This is a genomic window from Spirosoma jeollabukense, assembly GCF_054777855.1.
In genome coordinates, this window is sequence record NZ_BAAHAD010000004.1 from 386,482 (window position 1) to 402,802 (window position 16,321).

12 protein-coding genes are annotated in these 16,321 nt (G+C 50.2%); 7 read left to right on the plus strand and 5 right to left on the minus strand.

Going from position 1 to position 16,321, the window contains the following annotated elements; all coding sequences use genetic code 11:
* Positions 1-6: 6 nt before the first annotated feature.
* The 5 genes from ACYVEA_RS18510 to kdsB all read left to right on the plus strand — a co-directional run bounded on the left by ACYVEA_RS18510 (position 7) and on the right by kdsB (position 4,125).
* Entirely contained in the window at positions 7-1,110 is a 1,104-nt protein-coding gene (locus ACYVEA_RS18510) for an iron-containing alcohol dehydrogenase family protein (protein ID WP_461114916.1), read from the plus strand.
* A 28-nt stretch (positions 1,111-1,138) separates the two neighbouring features.
* On the plus strand, positions 1,139-1,642 hold the full coding sequence (lspA, locus tag ACYVEA_RS18515; protein WP_461114917.1) for a signal peptidase II: 504 nt from the start codon (positions 1,139-1,141) through the stop codon (positions 1,640-1,642).
* A 12-nt stretch (positions 1,643-1,654) separates the two neighbouring features.
* Positions 1,655-2,506 carry a 3-deoxy-8-phosphooctulonate synthase gene (gene kdsA / locus ACYVEA_RS18520; protein WP_461114918.1) on the plus strand — a complete coding sequence of 284 codons (852 nt, stop codon included), beginning with the start codon at positions 1,655-1,657 and terminating at the stop codon, positions 2,504-2,506.
* Between the two features lie 72 nt (positions 2,507-2,578).
* A complete protein-coding gene (locus tag ACYVEA_RS18525) occupies positions 2,579-3,280 on the plus strand; it encodes a phosphatase (protein WP_461114919.1) in 702 nt (233 codons plus the stop codon).
* An 89-nt stretch (positions 3,281-3,369) separates the two neighbouring features.
* The gene (gene kdsB, locus ACYVEA_RS18530; protein WP_461114920.1) at positions 3,370-4,125 is read left to right on the plus strand and encodes a 3-deoxy-manno-octulosonate cytidylyltransferase; all 756 of its coding nucleotides are present in this window, start codon (positions 3,370-3,372) and stop codon (positions 4,123-4,125) included.
* Here kdsB and ACYVEA_RS18535 read toward each other — a convergent pair.
* Positions 4,073-5,278 carry a glycosyltransferase family 87 protein gene (locus tag ACYVEA_RS18535; RefSeq protein WP_461114921.1) on the minus strand — a complete coding sequence of 402 codons (1,206 nt, stop codon included), beginning with the start codon at positions 5,276-5,278 and terminating at the stop codon, positions 4,073-4,075. The genes kdsB and ACYVEA_RS18535 overlap by 53 nt on opposite strands.
* 76 nt (positions 5,279-5,354) lie before the next feature.
* Here ACYVEA_RS18535 and ACYVEA_RS18540 point away from each other — a divergent pair, with 76 nt between their 5' ends.
* Positions 5,355-6,017 (plus strand): thiamine diphosphokinase, encoded by a 663-nt coding sequence (locus tag ACYVEA_RS18540; RefSeq protein ID WP_461114922.1) that lies wholly within the window; start codon positions 5,355-5,357, stop codon positions 6,015-6,017.
* Here ACYVEA_RS18540 and ACYVEA_RS18545 read toward each other — a convergent pair.
* Positions 5,998-7,101, minus strand: coding sequence for an acyltransferase family protein (locus ACYVEA_RS18545; protein ID WP_461114923.1), 1,104 nt, complete (start codon positions 7,099-7,101; stop codon positions 5,998-6,000). The two genes, ACYVEA_RS18540 and ACYVEA_RS18545, sit on opposite strands and share 20 nt — an antisense overlap.
* Entirely contained in the window at positions 7,101-10,475 is a 3,375-nt protein-coding gene (gene porU2 / locus ACYVEA_RS18550; protein WP_461114924.1) for a putative type IX secretion system sortase PorU2, read from the minus strand. Before porU2 ends, ACYVEA_RS18545 begins: the two co-directional genes overlap by 1 nt.
* Positions 10,476-11,419: 944 nt before the next feature.
* Here porU2 and ACYVEA_RS18555 point away from each other — a divergent pair.
* Entirely contained in the window at positions 11,420-12,694 is a 1,275-nt protein-coding gene (locus tag ACYVEA_RS18555) for a hypothetical protein (protein ID WP_461114925.1), read from the plus strand.
* Positions 12,695-12,870: 176 nt separating this feature from the next.
* Here the strand turns inward: ACYVEA_RS18555 and ACYVEA_RS18560 are convergent, their stop codons facing one another.
* The gene (locus ACYVEA_RS18560) at positions 12,871-13,587 is read right to left on the minus strand and encodes a LolA family protein (RefSeq protein ID WP_461114926.1); all 717 of its coding nucleotides are present in this window, start codon (positions 13,585-13,587) and stop codon (positions 12,871-12,873) included.
* 74 nt (positions 13,588-13,661) lie between these two features.
* Positions 13,662-16,226, minus strand: a complete 2,565-nt coding sequence (locus ACYVEA_RS18565; protein WP_461114927.1) for a TonB-dependent receptor — start codon at positions 16,224-16,226, stop codon at positions 13,662-13,664.
* Positions 16,227-16,321: the final 95 nt, after the last annotated feature.

Sequence of the window (16,321 nt, forward strand, 5' to 3'; positions counted from 1 at the left end):
AACAAGATGGTAGCAGCACCAACACAAACCACGCATAAAAATTTTAAAGGCGTCGAGAAAACCGTCTACGGGCGGGGGAGTTTTTTCCAACTCGATGAAATTCTGGCCCCGCGTCGTGCCGACAACGAAGGATACTTTGTCTTTCTGATTGATAATTACTTCAAAGGCAAAACTCTCGAAGGCCAGGTACCGGCTCATGCCGAAGACCTGACGTATTATATCAGCGTTGAAGAACATGAGCCAACGACTGATCAAATCGACCAGCTTCGCGACGAAATTCTGGCCAAAAAAGGGCTTCCATCGGGTGTCGTAGGCATTGGGGGCGGTAGCATTATGGACATTGCCAAAGCGTTGTCGCTGATGCTGACCAATGAAGGATCCTCTACTTTGTATCAGGGGTTGAATCTGATCAAAAAGCCGGGTGTTTATCACGTTGGCGTACCGACCATTTCGGGTACGGGTGCCGAGGTGTCGATGACGGCTGTACTGACCGGGCCGGTTAAAAAACTGGGTCTTAAGTGCGAATGGACTGTTTTTAACCAGATCGTGCTCGATCCGGACCTGATTGCCAGCGTACCGCGCAACTGGTGGTTCTATACCGGCATGGATACGTACATTCACTGCGTCGAGTCGGAGAACGGGCGGATGAATAATGCGTATTCACATGCATACGCCGAGCAGGCCATGAAACTCTGCCGGGAGGTTTATCTGGGCGAAAAATCAGGACAGACGCCCGAAAACGATGACAAACTCATGGTTGCATCGATGATGGGTGGCCTGAGTCTGACGTATTCTGAAGTGGGCGTGTGTCATGCGCTGAGTTATGGTCTGTCGAAGATTCTGGGAACTCGTCATTGTTATGCCAACTGCCTGATCATGAATCACCTTGAAGACTATTATCCGCAGGGCGTGGCCGAGTTCAAGGAAATGGTCGCGTATCACCAGATTGATTTGCCACAGGGTTTGTCGAAAGACTGGAGCGATGACATCATTACGCAGATGGCACACGTATCATACAATCTGCCGCATATGTGGTTGCATGCCATCGGCGACAACTGGCAGGAGGTCATCACAATCGACTTGCTGAAAGACTTGTTCCGGCGGTTATAACGTAGTGCATCATCTCGATAGCTGACTGATGAAAAATTTAACCAGGGTCCTGCTTATTATTCTCACGGTATCGATGAACATCGGGTGCGATCAGGTATCCAAGACCCTTGTGCGGGAAAAGATGGGATATGGCGGTAGCATTCATCTATTAAATAGTCATCTAACGATTGCGAAGGTTGAAAATACCGGTGCCTTTTTAAGTTTAGGGGACTCATGGCCGCCATTGCTTAAAAGTATACTGCTGCTGGCTCTGCCGCTGATCGCTATCGTTCTGGGCTTTGGGTATCTGCTGGTTAGGTTTAATACGCCCCGGCTGTTTGTGGTCGGGGCTTGTTTCATTATTGGTGGAGGGGTTGGAAATATCATTGACCGAATGGCTTACGGCTCAGTGACTGACTTTTTACACCTCCGTTTTGGTATTTTCCAGACGGGCATCTTCAACATGGCTGATGTTTCAGTGATGTTGGGGGCCGGACTAATTCTCCTTAATTCCATTCTTCAACGTCAGAAGGATGATAGCCAGCTAATTTAAAACGACAAAGTAATGTCTCAGAAAATCGTTCGCGTTGGCGACATCGAATGCGGATCGGATGAGTTGTTTCTCATCAGCGGTCCCTGTGTTATTGAAGACGAAAAAATTATGATGACTGTTGCCGAGCAGCTCCGTGAAATCCAGGAGCGTGTGGGCATCAAAATCATTTATAAATCATCGTTTCAGAAAGACAATCGGTCCAGTTTAAATTATTATAACGGTCCCGGCATTGACAAAGGCATGAAAATTCTGGCCAAGGTGAAGGAGCAATTCGGCTTCCCACTGCTGACCGATATTCATTACCCTGACCAGTGTGCGCCCGTTGCCGACGTGGTTGACGTACTGCAAATTCCAGCTTATCTGTGCATGCAAACCATGCTGGTCGTGGCCGCTGCCAAAACGGGTAAAGTCGTCAATATCAAGCACGGACAGTTTCTGGCCCCGGAAAACATGAAGCATCCGGTAAAAAAAGTCGAAGATTCGGGCAACGACCAGATCATCCTGACCGAACGCGGTTACACCTTCGGTTACAATGACTTAGTAGTTGATCCGCGTAGTTTTTACCACATGGCCCGCACCAATTATCCGGTCGTGTTCGACGTAACGCATGCCATCCGCAAGTATGGTATTCCGTCGGCAGATGCCAAAGGTGGCGCGCGGGAATACCTGCCTGTTTTGGCGCGTGCGGGTGTGGCTGCGGGTGTCGATGGCCTGTTCGTGGAAACGCACACCTGTCCTTCCGAAGCCCTTTGCGATGCAGCCAGTCAACTGGATATCCGGTACTTGGAGGAATTTCTGAAGCCACTTCTCGAACTGCATGCGGTCGAAGTGAAATACCGGAATACATTACTAGAACTAGCTTAATTTAAGTGAAGAATGAGGAGTGAAAAGTGAAGAATAAAGTACGTTTTCACTTCTCATTCTTCACGCTTAGAAATGATTGAAGTAGAGAAGATCTTCTCCGCGCTTGGCGGTCAGTTTGTTACAGCCGTTGATACATTAACTGAGAAGTTGCGCGCTGTTCGGGCCATTGTTTTCGACTGGGATGGTGTATTTAACGACGGCATCAAGACCGAGGCTGGCAGCAGTTCGTTCAGTGAGGTCGATTCGATGGGGACCAATCTGCTCCGGTTTGGACTATGGATGCATCATGGTGGCCAACTACCCGCTGCAGCCATTATTACGGGCGTCACGAATGAATTGGCTGAAACCCTGGTGCGCCGGGAGCATTTTCATGCCTATTATTCGCAGGCGAAACACAAAATTGACGTACTGACGCACTTCCTGAATCAGCATAATCTGGAGCCGCACGAGGTCGCTTTCTTCTTCGACGATGCGCTCGATCTGTCGGTGGCCGAAGTTGCTGGAGTTCGGATCATGATCCGCCGAAAAGCTAATCCGCTGTTTACAAACTACGTAGTGAAAAACAGCCTTGTTGACTACGTAACAGGAAGCCAAAGCGGCCAGTTTGCTGTTCGGGAAAGTTCCGAATTATTGCTGGGTTTACTAGGTCAGTTCGACTCGGTTATGGATGAACGACTTCGCTATCGGCCTCTTTACGATCAATATTATCAGCAACGCCAGGCTATCAAACCAACGTATTGGGTAGTAGGAGAGAAGGGTCCCGAACCTAAATAGTTATTGCACAGAGATTCAAAGAGAGCATAAAAGACTCTGTGAAGCTTCGTGTTTCCTCCGTGTAGCTCTGTGTTAATTTTTAGAAACTCATGATTATCGGAATAATTCCTGCGCGCTACGCATCGACCCGATTTCCGGGTAAACCCCTAGCCGATATTGGGGGTAAATCCATGATTCAGCGCGTTTTAGAACAGGCTAATCAGGCCGCATCCTTATCGAAAGTGATTGTCGCAACGGACGATGAACGTATTGCCGAGGCTGTTCGGCAACTGGGTGAAGAAGCCATCATGACCCGTACCGACCATCCCAGCGGAACCGATCGTTGTTGGGAGGCCTACCATCGGTTGGTGGAAGATGGTGAAATAAACGACGATCCATCGAACTATGTAATTAATATTCAGGGTGATGAACCCTTTCTCGACCCTGCCCAGATTGATGAACTGGCGGCTATTCTGGACGGAACGGTTGAGTTAGCGACACAGATGGCGTCCGTCGATTCGGCGGAGCTGTTGCACGATCCGAAAGAGGCAAAAATTACGGTTAATGCCCGGAATGAGGCCCTATATTTCAGCCGTTCGCCCATTCCCTATTTGTGGCGGGTAGACCCCGCCGAGTGGCATAAGTATCATGCCTATCACCGTCATGTTGGCCTATACGCGTATCGCGCCGATATTCTCGGAAAAATCACAGAATTGCCCCCGTCTTTACTCGAACAGGCCGAGTCACTGGAGCAACTTCGCTGGCTCGAAGCAGGTTATCGAATTAAGATGGTTGAGACGAACTACCAAACCCCTAGTGTTGACGATCCGGCCGATATTGAGAAGGCATTGCGGAGTCTGCAATAACAGATGGGTTGCTGGTTGAAGGTTGCATCCAGATTTGATACTGCACCCGCGCCCACACTAGTAGACACGGCAGGGCTTTGATGTTATACGGCTGGAAAAACTGCTTCTGCACAACCTGTGGGAAAATATCGGTAGGCGAAAGCGACGTAAAGACAATGACCAGCCCCAGCAAAATCCGGTCCAGCCGGGTAGGTCCATCAAGTGTTGTCCACCAGAGCGCAACGCCCGTTACGGCCATTACGTAGGTCGGCGACTCAGCCATCTTGTTGAAGACGATCATAAACAGGAAGAAATACGCGATCATCCGCCGTTGAAATAACCAGTCTTTCCAGAGGCTGAACCGCAGGAACGGCAGCAGAAACAACGTAGCACCGATGGCCTCAATGATGCGGTAGTTACTATCGGTTTTGGGCATCCCGAACCAGGCTTCGGCAATACCCATCACGGAAACCTGCAACCCTAATTTAACCTCCACAACAAGCCGGAACCACTCTTCATACTCGGCCATCAGGTGGTCGGGCGAAATTAATGTTAAAGGGGCAAGAGCGAACAGCGCTGTCCACACGATCATGGCCAGAATAAACTGCGGCTTTTTAGGGTAGAAGAGAAAAAAGCCCGCAGCCGCTACGCCGTAGAACTTGATAAATAAGCAAAGCACGAAGAAAAAAGCGGCCTGCCAAACCCGTTCCCGACGCAGAAAATAGAGTCCCAGCAACATGGACCCCACAATCATATTGTTGCTTTGCAGGTTTTGCGCAGTGATGAGAGCCTCTAAAATAATGATGAGCAGGGCTACCCTACGCTGCCGGGCGGGATCTTTTTCGTCAGCCAAATAAAACCAGACACCCGCCAGCAGCACAACCGTATTGAGCAGGTTCCAAATCGTCATGCCAAATAACACGGGCAAGTAATAGAATGGCCCCATTAGCCAGGCAAACGTCGGGCTGTATTTGTAGTTGTCGTCATACAGCTCAGGGTGCAGCCCGTAGATGCTTTTGTCGAGCAGCAGATTGTGAAACGGCCGCGCAAACATCAGGTAGTTGTTATAGTTGCCAAACCCCAGTAAGTAGTTCTGGAGAGCCACCGCACAGAAAAGAACTATGTATAAGCCCAGCAGCCGCGGGAGTGTCAGGAAGCGAAGAACTCGTTGCAAAACGGAATAGATATTCGTTATAGAGAGACAAAAATAATCAGTATTCACAGGACTTGCCGATTTATCTTTGCTCACTATGTCATCTCATCATATTGTTCGCGATAAACAGGAACCGGCCCTGCTCATTGCCAATGGCGAAGCTTGCCAGCCGGAGCTTCTCGGCCAACTGCTCGAATGGAGCCCAGTTGTTGTTGTGCTCGACAGCGCTATCTGGCGGGTGCTCGATCTGGGCATCAAAATCGACGTATTGCTCGGCGACTTCGACCGCGATCTTGACCTCGACACGATTCGGGCGCAGCAGTATCCGCTGGAAATTGTCCACACGCCCGATCAGGATAAAACTGACCTCGACAAAGGTATCGAATACCTGATTGAGCGTGGATTTCCGGCCGTCAATATCGTGTGGGCCACGGGCCGCCGGGCCGATCACAGCCTGACGAATATGACAAACATTGTCCGGTACAAAGACCAGATACGTATCGTGATGATCGACGATCACTCCAAAATATTCCCCCTCGTCGGCCGATTTGAAAAGTGGTACGAAGCCGGGACGCCCATTTCCCTGATTCCGGTAGGAACCGTAACCGGCTTTACATCGGAAGGCCTGACGTATAATCTTGAAAATGCTACGTTGAAACTCGGCTATCGAACAAGCAGCAGTAACGAAGCGGCCGAAGATGGCTTCGTACGGATTGAGGCCCAAACCGGCGATTTACTGATTATGGAGTGCTGGGACTAGCGCGCAACATCGCTTGCAACGGCTTCTCCACCAGTACGTATAACCCATACGCAATCAACACCAGAAGCCCGAAAAGCAACCAATGGTTCGTTACACCAAGTTTACGTAATCCGCTGGCCATTATACCGATGTGAATGAGGTAAAATGCGTAAGAACTACGGCCTAAACTTTGCATAACAGGATGCGCCAATACGTTATGAATGATGGAATTTCTGTGCATTAAGCCCATGAAAAAAAGACCAATTCCAAGTGGCAGGACATAATTGTAAGCAACGACTTCGCTCCAGAATAAATTGATGGAAGTGGTGGTGAACCTGGTAACGCTGGTCTGCCAGAACACACAAATCATGATCAACAGCAACCCCCCGAACGTAGCATGGCGAGATCTGGGAAGTCTATGTTGACACCATTGTTGAGCTAACCACATCCCAACTATAAATTCAAAGGCTCGCCCGAAAAACGTGTAAAAGAACACGAAAGGCAGACTGCCAAATAGGCCATGCCAGTTACCCTGGCCAACGGTTGCCCGGAGCAATAACCCAACGCCCGCTATCCCAACCGTCAGCCAGAATGCCCCCCAGTGTCGGATAAGAACGAATAAGAAAGGTGCTGATAGGTAAAAACAGACCTCGACGGTCAGGCTCCAGCTTTGGGCAATGCCACTGAATTTATATTCCTCAAAAAAACCGTTGAACAACGTAACGTTCAGACCCACTAGTGGCCAACTCATTAACTTTCCCGTAGCGGTATTGACGCAAATTGTTGCCATGAGGACCAACACATACAAGGGTAAAATCCGGGCGAACCGATTCTGTAAATATGTCCGCCATGACCAACTCGTCTGAGTGAAATAGTCATCAGCATAGCGATGGTGGATCAGAAAACCACTCAGGACAAAAAATACCGACACACCAATGTACCCCTGGGCAAACAGCCGATTGGCGAAGGTATCAGCCGGTGCCGGGTTGTAATGATGTAGGAAAACAAGGTAAGCAGCCACGGCCCGCAAGCCGGTCAGTGCGGGGATGTAGCGTTCTCGTTTCGCGTCGACTGCTGACGAAGTATATAAATGTTCGGTCAGCATCAGCGGATCAAAAGAATGCGGCCGGTGAGTTGGCTGTTCAGGCCACCGGCGACGGGCCAAATGGTGCCATCGGCGTCACTAAGAATAAGTTTGTAGATATAAATTCCGGCTGGAAGCGCATCGCCATCCTCCGTTCGGCCATTCCAGACCCACTTATTGAGGCCGATGCGCCCCGCCTGATGTAACTGACGCACTACGTGTCCGTTCAGGTATGTAAGGCTGATTGTCAGAGTGTTAGGTGCTTTATCGCCTGTTAGCTGAAAGGAAAATAGTACGTTGTCGCGGAATGGGTTTGGATAAACGGTCAGTTCTGTCAACTTCCGTTCGCTCAAAACTTGAAAACTGACTTGATAAGGCACCGCTTCATTTCCGACGGCATCCTGGGCGGTCACCAGTAACTGGTATAACCCTTCGGACAAGGTCGCCAGCGGATAGCGCAACTGAAACACGTTATCGGCTCCAGTTGGCTGAATGAATGCATGTTGCCAGTTCAAGCGCTCAAAAGACGTATTCTTGCCAAGACGTTGAAGGTACAAGTTCAACCCTGCGGTGTCGCGTCGGATAAGGGCGCGGTTCTCATCGGAAACGAGAATATCAATGATGGGGGTTGCGGAAACAACGGAACCGTCGGTGATGTGAGCCCCGTCGAAAGCTACTTCGAGCAACGGTGCTAATGTATCAGGCTGCCCCTGAATCACCTCTACCATTGCTATGTTGTTATCGTGATTGGTTTCACGACCTGCCGCGGGTGAATCGATGGGGTTAATCGTTACCTCAAACTGATTTTGGCCTTCACTCTTGCCTTTATTCGGAACGGTTAACGTCAGCGTATCGAGATTGGCGACCGCGTGCGGCAGGATAGTATTGAACACGGCTGACGCCTGCCCGTTGACGAACCGGCGCACGCGAACTGGCAGTTGACCCGGCCAATATTGCCCGACGTTCTGGGCAATCGCCCGAATATGGACCGAATCGCTCAGCGTGGTTAAAGGCTGCTGGTTACTGGCCCATACGCTGAGCCCAGCCGCCGTCAGTACGTAGTCGGGCGTCTTGAACGGAAACAACTGAACGGCCGGATCGCCCTGCAAAACCATCTGCTGGCAGTTGGCCAACGCCCGGCCGTCGGGTGATTGAGTCAGCACCCGACGGATCGTTTCCTGCTGTAATTGACCAATAGATTTGTTGAGCTGGGTGCTGTCAGTTAGGAGGGAGTAAAACGTTTGGCTATACTGATCCAGTAAGTCTGTATAGCCAAGGTGACTCTGGGCAATGGCCGCAATAGCACCCCGGTCGGGCGCAAGTACCCAGTCGGTAGTAAGCGTTGGGCGCCCGTAGAAGAAATTTCCAATAGCGCAGCCGTTAATCAGCAGCAGCGGATACTTGCCTTTGTTAGTATAGCCGAGGGCGTCATTGGAGCAGAAACCGATGTCCAGATCGGTTACGTCCAGTCCTGAATGTCCGAAAAATGTCAGCAGGCCAACGCCCGCATTGACTGGTTTCGCTACGTTAATCGGCTCAACCAGAGTGCCGGTTTCTTTTGAGATGGTCGTTACCTGGGCACCTAGGGATGGCTGTATGGCCTGATTCCGGTACGAATCGATTAGGTGCCGAAACAGATTGGCTTCGTACGGCGTTTCGCCCCCGCTCAAATGAAGTAGGTTTTTGCGCCAGCTCAGGTCGGCGGTTGGGCTTTCGTATTCCTTTACTTTGTTCAGGTAATTGATGACCTCCTGAGCGGTTCCCGCATGGATACGGCCGGTTGGGATAGCTGGTACGTTGGGTTCACTGTCGTCCAGGCCTTCCGTCAATACACTATCAGAGCCGGGAAAACCGCCGGTCATGACCTTGTCGAGCGTTGCCTGATTCGGATCGCGCCGAACACCAGGCGTACTTCGACCTTGCCCAATGAGGAGCAGGTATTGCAATGAACCCTTGCTTTGCTGAAACATTTGTCGGGCAAACCGACGTATGGCTAATGGATTTCGCTCGCCGTAACCATACTGGTCGATGAGTTGCTGCATTGAAACCGTCAATGTATCATAGCCACCACCGACTGCCGACGCCCGATACGTAGCATACTCCCGAACGGCATTCGTTGTGCCACTGGCGGGTTTCATTAAATCGGCATGACTGATAATCAGATACGTCGGTTTTCGGCTCGTCCAGTCTGTAAACGTTATAGGGTGAATGCCCGGCACTAGTTTGAACTGACTCGTACTGAGAATGGTACGTGATACATCGGTTCCCTGTACGACAAGCCGGGCAGCGTTTAATGTCGGTCTCGTTATGCCAATTCGGACGGGGGCAGTTGGGGCTGAAATATCCCAGAAACGTGTGTTGGGCAAGACGTCTGCTACGTCTACCAGCGACCGACCCAGGGCGTTAGGTATGAGCTGAAACTCGCGCACAGGTTGCCCATTGACGGTGGTTTTCTGGGGATACCGCAACCGGATATAGGACACTGAGTAGGGATCGGACGTAGTAGAATCGCCCCGCGACACCGTTGAGATGACCAGTTTATTGTCATTTCCAACATCCTGCCAATTGGATTGCTGACGGATATGCGCATTGTCATAAGCCGAAAATCTGACCGTATCCAATAGTCGCTGGGAGTTGGCTGTTGGTCCCACCAGACACTCGACCCGATGGTTGGTAAACGCACGACCCACCAGCAGTACGTCCATTTGCGGATTGGGGCCACTTCTGACAGGAGCCGTGAGTTGAAAAACGTTGGAGTATACCTTGTCTTTCTGCTGCACCAACCCTGTATAGCCTTCGCCCGCTTCGTAGTAGCTGTATTCAACTTTGGGTGGGATGCCCGCTGCCCAACCGGGGTAAGTTTCCGTAAACAAGCGTACTTCCTCGACCCAATGATACGTTTCCGGAGCCAGGTTGGCATAGGCCGTATCAGTATACGTTTTCATACGCCTGCCTGATTTTCCATCGAGTCGCCATGTTAGGAAATAGGCTGTCGTGTCATTGAACAGACTGTAATACGTATGAGGTTGAGCCCTGTGCGGTTTATACAACAAAGAATCCTGTGCGCCGTCGTTTCCCCGGCCATAGAACTCCAGAAAGTCAGTGGGGTCAAATTGATGATCGGTTTCGCCTTCCAGATAAATGGCCTGTTCAATGCCCCGATGAAACAGTTGCACAGTTGTTGGGTCGATCTGAGTGATGGGTATTCCTGCCTGCTGAAAATCAATTGCTGTAATGCGGTAGATGCCGTTTTGAGCGATCGGAATTTTGTAGTAGGCCTGCGCATAGTTAATCCAGCGAGTTGGGTCTGGGTCATCTCTGTCAGCCTGTGCCTGCGTGGGTAGCGAGTTAAAAACAAATAGAATAAGGAGTAGCCTGAAGCGTGTGAGCAGCATAGGAACGGGCTAAGAATGTTGAATGGGTAGACTTAGGGTTGAGACGAATGAACGCTACGAATAGTCTCACTCCCGCGGGATGAGGATGAATCAAGTCCATCATTTAATAGGATGGAGATAAGGGGCTTACCCAGCAACCACCTGTTGGAAGCTCAGTAAGTAGCAACGTAGGGACTTGATGGGGTCGATGATAACAACCCGGAAATACGCGATGGATCGTGTGATACTATTACCTGAACGTATAAACCCTAACGTTCAAAAATCAGCCAGCGCATTGATCAGACAGCTTGTTATAGGCTAACTAAACACTTGAAATTCTTGTGATTGATGCAATTTTTGATACCAGCCGGTAAAATAATTCGGTTGATATTGGCGTCAACGTTGAAGCCCATAATTCAGGGCTTAAACCAGCTATTGCGGATGGCAGTGGCCTTTCATAGTGTCCATAAAGACTGTATAGATAACTCAAACCGCCCTTTTCGAACGTATTGATAGCTTGTTCCAGCACCTATTGAGGCCTTATTTTCAATCATGCTTTCCAGGCCATTGTCGATGTTGTCTGTAAACAGCCCTCTTCAGGGTCGTAGCCATTATTCTTAAAAAAATAATCTGAAAATTTTCAGTCACTGTCAAATATGCCTGCTGCACCTAAAAAATTTATAGTCTACAGACTTTTGTGCTTGATAATCAAGGCTTTGTTGTGGTGATTTACTAGTTGCCCTATTATTTCAACGTCGTTTTATGTTTTCTTACCTCGTTCTATCGGGTTGATTTCCTGCGTTTTTGACCCTTTTATCAAGCGTAAACAGGTGAAAATCTCAAGTAAGACATGAATAATGCAAAATAATCTCTCTGAAATCTGTATATTCGCCTACACTTTATTGTAGCCGGATTCCCTTATCATGAATGCATGGATGCCACTCGGTCTTAGAAAACCCGAGCCGATGGATAGTTTTCATTTTTACCCTACCCAACACGTTAAAAAACAGGCGGTTAAAGCTAATCTTGCCTTTGATGAGTCTGTGAGACAATACCTGCGTCATTGGATCGAACAAGGCACGGTGGCGAGCGATGGCCTGAACCTTGCATGCAAGAATGACATCGACGAGTTCATCGAATACGGTGCGCTACGTTGCTTTTTCAAACACCATGACAATGCGCTTGAACGCCTGCTCCAACAGGACGATATTGCGAATCACCTGCTCCGTCCCAGCACCGAGGTTTATTTTGAGCCAGATGCCTATGAGCCGCTGTTGGCCAGATTCGAAAGGCGCATCTACAACTTAGCGGCCCAGCGCGAACACCTTGAGGTGCCGTTTCGGTACAGCCCTGTCAGCCGACAAAGCGATTACGGTGACTCGGTTGGTCTGGCCGACATGCCTGCCGGGGCCGTCCGGGAAGATATCGGTCTTTATTTTGGTACCCGCCGGTCCGACACCACGGCATTGAATTTGCTGGCCCGTCAGCTTCGTCGGGAAGCGTTATTTTCAACTGCCCTGCCAATTCAGGTTGTGACGGAAGGGTACATGGAGGATTCACTGCGGATCGTCAGGCAACTGACAGAACAGCTGCGGGAGGAAGGTAATCAGATGCTTCACTGTTTTGTCATCCAACGACGCCACGCGTTCGATGATCGTCACCTGGGGGCAGCACTTCTGCTTATGAATCCCCAGCAACCCGATCTGCCACAACGCGTTATCTTCTGCGATACACTCAAACCGAACGGCAAGCCCCCCTGGTGGAATAAATTTAAACGATACGTTGACACGGTGTTTCCTCAACCCGCTGACAGCCCTCCGGCTTCCGATCGACTGGAGGACGGGGGACTCAACCTCCAGCGTCTTCACGATGGCGTACCGGTCCGTCATCAGGATATCGACTGCGCTTTTTATACCGTCTCGATGGTTAACGCCCTCATCCAGATCGCCAAACTGTCGCCCGAGCTACTGGTCAGCAGTTCTATTAAGGAGCTGGTCAGCCAGATGACGGCACGGATACCCGAATATTTTGACGGGGCCGACACGCCCAAAGCACCGGAGCATGTGCGTGAGGTTAACGTAGTACGGCGATGGCAGACCGGACAGGAAGCATTAATTGACATCAGACGAAACTACCAGTTGGAGTCAGCCGCGCCCGTTGTGTCCGCAACCAAGTCGGATGGCCTAAATTGGGTATCTATCGACCAGGTGGTTGCTGGAGTCGATCTATCAGCGGCCTGATTGTTCTTCTGCCAGGCTTATACTGTTGTATTACCCCCAACCCCCTAAAGGGGGCTTAGCTGGATTATTCTCAACTAAAGCCCCCTTTAGGGGGTTGGGGGTAATACACAAAGGGTAGACCCATAAACAAAAAAGCCGCTCGGGATAGAGCGGCTTTTAACGTGTATAAACCAAGCCTATTTTTTGGCAGGCTTCTTAAAAATAGTCTCATCGACTTTAGGGTTAACCGTAATCTTGGTAGTAACCATGGTCAAGGCTCCCTGGGGGCTCGATATATCCAACGTGTTCGCAAATGGAATGCCCTCCACCGTTTTGTAATCGGAGAAAGAAATTTCGCCATCCTGACCGTTCATGGTCGTTTTAACTTTGCTGACCAGATTGGTTGTCGCATCAATGTACTCATCCATTACCTGACCGTCTTTGGTCGTTACTTTCAGGTGGTAAGCGTCGGCTTTGTCTACTTTCTCTTTCCCGACCAGCTCCACTTTATTCCCTTTGTCCTTGTAGTTGACCAGCGCGCCAAATGGATCGAGCTGACCCAGCTGCTGCTTGAGCTGATCCGCAGGCATATCTTCGGGTTCGCCGGTGCCCTGCATCATGGCGGGACGTATCATCCAGCCCGTGTTACCATCTACCACCTGAATCATGGAGTTTCCCATGACGGAGGACTCGGTACGCATGGCTTTTCCAACCAATATGGTCGTTTTTGTAGGAATTTCCATGCCCTGTACGGAAAGAGACCGTTCGGTTACGAGGCTCGTTACGCCTTTCAGTTTATCCAGCCCGCCCATGGCCGTAACGTGTTTGTCGACGATCTCATCGACCGTTTGGGCGTAGGCACTGATCGATGTTACAAAAGCGATTGCAGCAACTAAAAAAGTGTTCGTTTTCATTGTCCAGGTTTAATTTGGGGATGTTTTGATTCGCCTAAATAGCATTTAGATATTCACACGTACTAATGTCTTGCTTACTGTCGGGGTGTTCCACCGCCGGGGCTTCCGCCAGCCGCCGGGGCCTGACCATCACTTTTTACGTCGTCGTTGTTGACAGACTTCGCTTTCTTACGAGGAGCGTCCATGGTCATCTTGCCAATCTTATAGGTGAACGTCAGACGGATACCCCGATTGTAAAGATACACATCATTCACCTGACTGAATAGCGGGGAATTAAGCACGGTATGAATGTTGTACCGATTCGAGAAGAAGTTTTCAGCCGCTAAGCCCACACTTCCCTTTTTGTTGGCAATATCTTTCTTGATACCCACCGTATAGAAAGCGAAACCGCCCTGCCGTCCCTGCAACTGCACCTGCGATCCCTGCATGAAGCCGAAAGCCTGCGCTCCCCAGCCATTACTGAATTGCGCGGAGGCAAACGTACCTCCGCTCAGGTTGAAGCCCGTGTTGGTCAGGTCCGTTGAAAGACCATCCCGCCCTGTCGTCTGACCGCTCAGGCTGGTGTAAAACAGGTTCATAAACAGCCCGACGTTGATTTTTGAGGTCACGGCTACGTTGGCAAAGGTGTTGGTGCCGTAGGTGTACTGACGGCCAATGTTCTGATACGTAGTGACAATAGCCCCCGCCAGCGTATCAGACGGCCGACTTACCTGCGTAATCGCATTGTTGGTTACCCGGCCAAAGAAGGTGGCATTGATAAAGGTTTTCTTGATCGTTTTGCTCACGCCTAACTCAAAATTATTGGTTAGTTCAGGCCGCAGCGATGGGTTCCCGATGGTGATATTCTGCGGATTGGCCGCATTGAAATTGGGGTTCAACTGCTGAAGTCCAGGCCGCTGAATCCGGCGGTTATAGCCTAGTTTCAACGTAGTACCTTTAATGGTTTTCGACGCATTGACACTGGGTACCAATACGCCGTAGTTACCAATGCCGAGGGTGCCATCTTTCTCGGTGCTGGCATCGATAAAGGTATGCTCATAACGCAGGCCACCTTTGAAGGTATACCGCTGTTTCGTCGTGTACGTATAGGAAGTGTATCCAGCCGCTATGTTCTGGTGATAGAGCAATGCGCCTTGGGTACCATTCTTTTCCGTCGTGAACTCACCTGTTGGGCCAGCCAGCAGATACTGGTAATCACTGTTGACCTGCCGGATAATTCCCTTTGCCCCGAACTCAAGCAGCTGATTTTTCCTGATCGGTGTCTGGTAATCGGTTTGCACCGTAAATTCCTGGTTGACGTTTTTGTTCAGGTTCTGTTGACGGGCCGTTAAGACACGGGATCCGTTGAGCAGATCGGCATCGAAGTTGTTGGTCAGGTCATTACGACTGTATAGCGTCGAAATGCTCCATTCCTGCTGAGGCTTAAACGTGTGCAGATAATCGACGTTGGCGTCTACGGTTCCCGATAAATTCTTGGTATCCACGTTCCGATTCGCTACTGAACCGGGTGTGCCGTTGGTAAACAGCTGGGTAACCAGGTCCTGCTGACTGTTCATATTGCGGACGCCATAACGCACACCGGCCGTTAAACTCTGATTCTTGGCCAGGTCATAATCGAACCCCAGGTTATACTGACCAAACAGGAACGAACTGTGCCCATCACCGGATTGGCGAGTCAGTGTCGAAACACCATTCACCTGACTGGTCTGGTCAAGATTGGTTTTGGTAATGGTATTATAGCTGGCCCGACCAAAGCCGCCCAATGTAAAACCAGCTTTGCCTTTGCGGTAGTTACCATTGAGGGATAGCGTTGAGCCCCGGTTGCCCATGCCCGAATCCACATTGAGGTTCAGACCCTGCAAACTGTTCTTTTTCGTGATAATGTTGATGATACCCCCCGACCCTTCGGCATCATACTTGGCCGAGGGAGACGTAATGACTTCGACTGTTTTGATCTGATCAGCGGGAATTTGCTTCAGCGCGTCGGCTACACTGCTGGCTACGATGGTGCTGGGCTTGTTGTTGATCAGCACCCGAATGTTGGAACTTCCCCGCAGGGAGACATTGCCGTCCAGATCGACCGTGAGCAGGGGCACTTTGCGTAAAATATCGGTGGCGTCACCGCCTTTGGCTGTAATGTCTTTATCCGCATTGTAAACCAGCCGGTCTACTTTTTCTTCGATCAGGGCTGCCTGCCCCGTTACGGTCACTTCGGCAAGCGTTTTAATGCTGGAACTGAGTTTAATGACACCCAGATCAAGGCTTTGGCCATTGGTCAGTGTAAGATTATCGATCGTTTTGTTCTGGAACCCAACGAAGGTAATCAGCGCCCGATAGTCTCCCGCCACCAGCTTCGTGAGGGCAAATTTGCCTTTTTCATCGGCTACAGTACCATCTATGGCCTTTCCCGTTGCTTTATTGTACAGCGCAATGCTAGCAAATTCGACGGCTTTTGCTTGCGTCGAATCCTGCACGGATCCTGTGATCCTGGCGTTTCCTTTTGGGCTCTGGTCACCGGCGGTACCGGGCAGTGCCTTGGCTTGAGTAGCACCACCCATCCCGGGAAACTGAGCCCAGGCGGGTGTTAGTAACGTGGCAGCGAATAATGTAGTGGCAAGAAGTAAAACGTTCGTTTTCATGAAAGTGTGCTTGGACACTACAAAGGTGTACAGGCACCCTGACGTCCGAAAACGAAACTGGATAAAGACCGGATTCCACCGGATGGGTATCGGTT

What these genes read in the sequence shown, in the direction of transcription:
- ACYVEA_RS18510 (WP_461114916.1), top strand. Translation starts at nt 7, where the DNA reads ATGGTAGCAGCACCAACACAAACCACGCATAAAAATTTTAAAGGCGTC.
- ACYVEA_RS18560 (WP_461114926.1), bottom strand. Translation starts at nt 13,587, where the DNA reads ATGAAAACGAACACTTTTTTAGTTGCTGCAATCGCTTTTGTAACATCG.
- ACYVEA_RS18540 (WP_461114922.1), top strand. Translation starts at nt 5,355, where the DNA reads ATGTCATCTCATCATATTGTTCGCGATAAACAGGAACCGGCCCTGCTC.
- ACYVEA_RS18545 (WP_461114923.1), bottom strand. Translation starts at nt 7,101, where the DNA reads ATGCTGACCGAACATTTATATACTTCGTCAGCAGTCGACGCGAAACGA.
- ACYVEA_RS18565 (WP_461114927.1), bottom strand. Translation starts at nt 16,226, where the DNA reads ATGAAAACGAACGTTTTACTTCTTGCCACTACATTATTCGCTGCCACG.
- ACYVEA_RS18525 (WP_461114919.1), top strand. Translation starts at nt 2,579, where the DNA reads ATGATTGAAGTAGAGAAGATCTTCTCCGCGCTTGGCGGTCAGTTTGTT.
- lspA (WP_461114917.1), top strand. Translation starts at nt 1,139, where the DNA reads ATGAAAAATTTAACCAGGGTCCTGCTTATTATTCTCACGGTATCGATG.
- kdsB (WP_461114920.1), top strand. Translation starts at nt 3,370, where the DNA reads ATGATTATCGGAATAATTCCTGCGCGCTACGCATCGACCCGATTTCCG.
- porU2 (WP_461114924.1), bottom strand. Translation starts at nt 10,475, where the DNA reads ATGCTGCTCACACGCTTCAGGCTACTCCTTATTCTATTTGTTTTTAAC.
- ACYVEA_RS18555 (WP_461114925.1), top strand. Translation starts at nt 11,420, where the DNA reads ATGGATAGTTTTCATTTTTACCCTACCCAACACGTTAAAAAACAGGCG.
- kdsA (WP_461114918.1), top strand. Translation starts at nt 1,655, where the DNA reads ATGTCTCAGAAAATCGTTCGCGTTGGCGACATCGAATGCGGATCGGAT.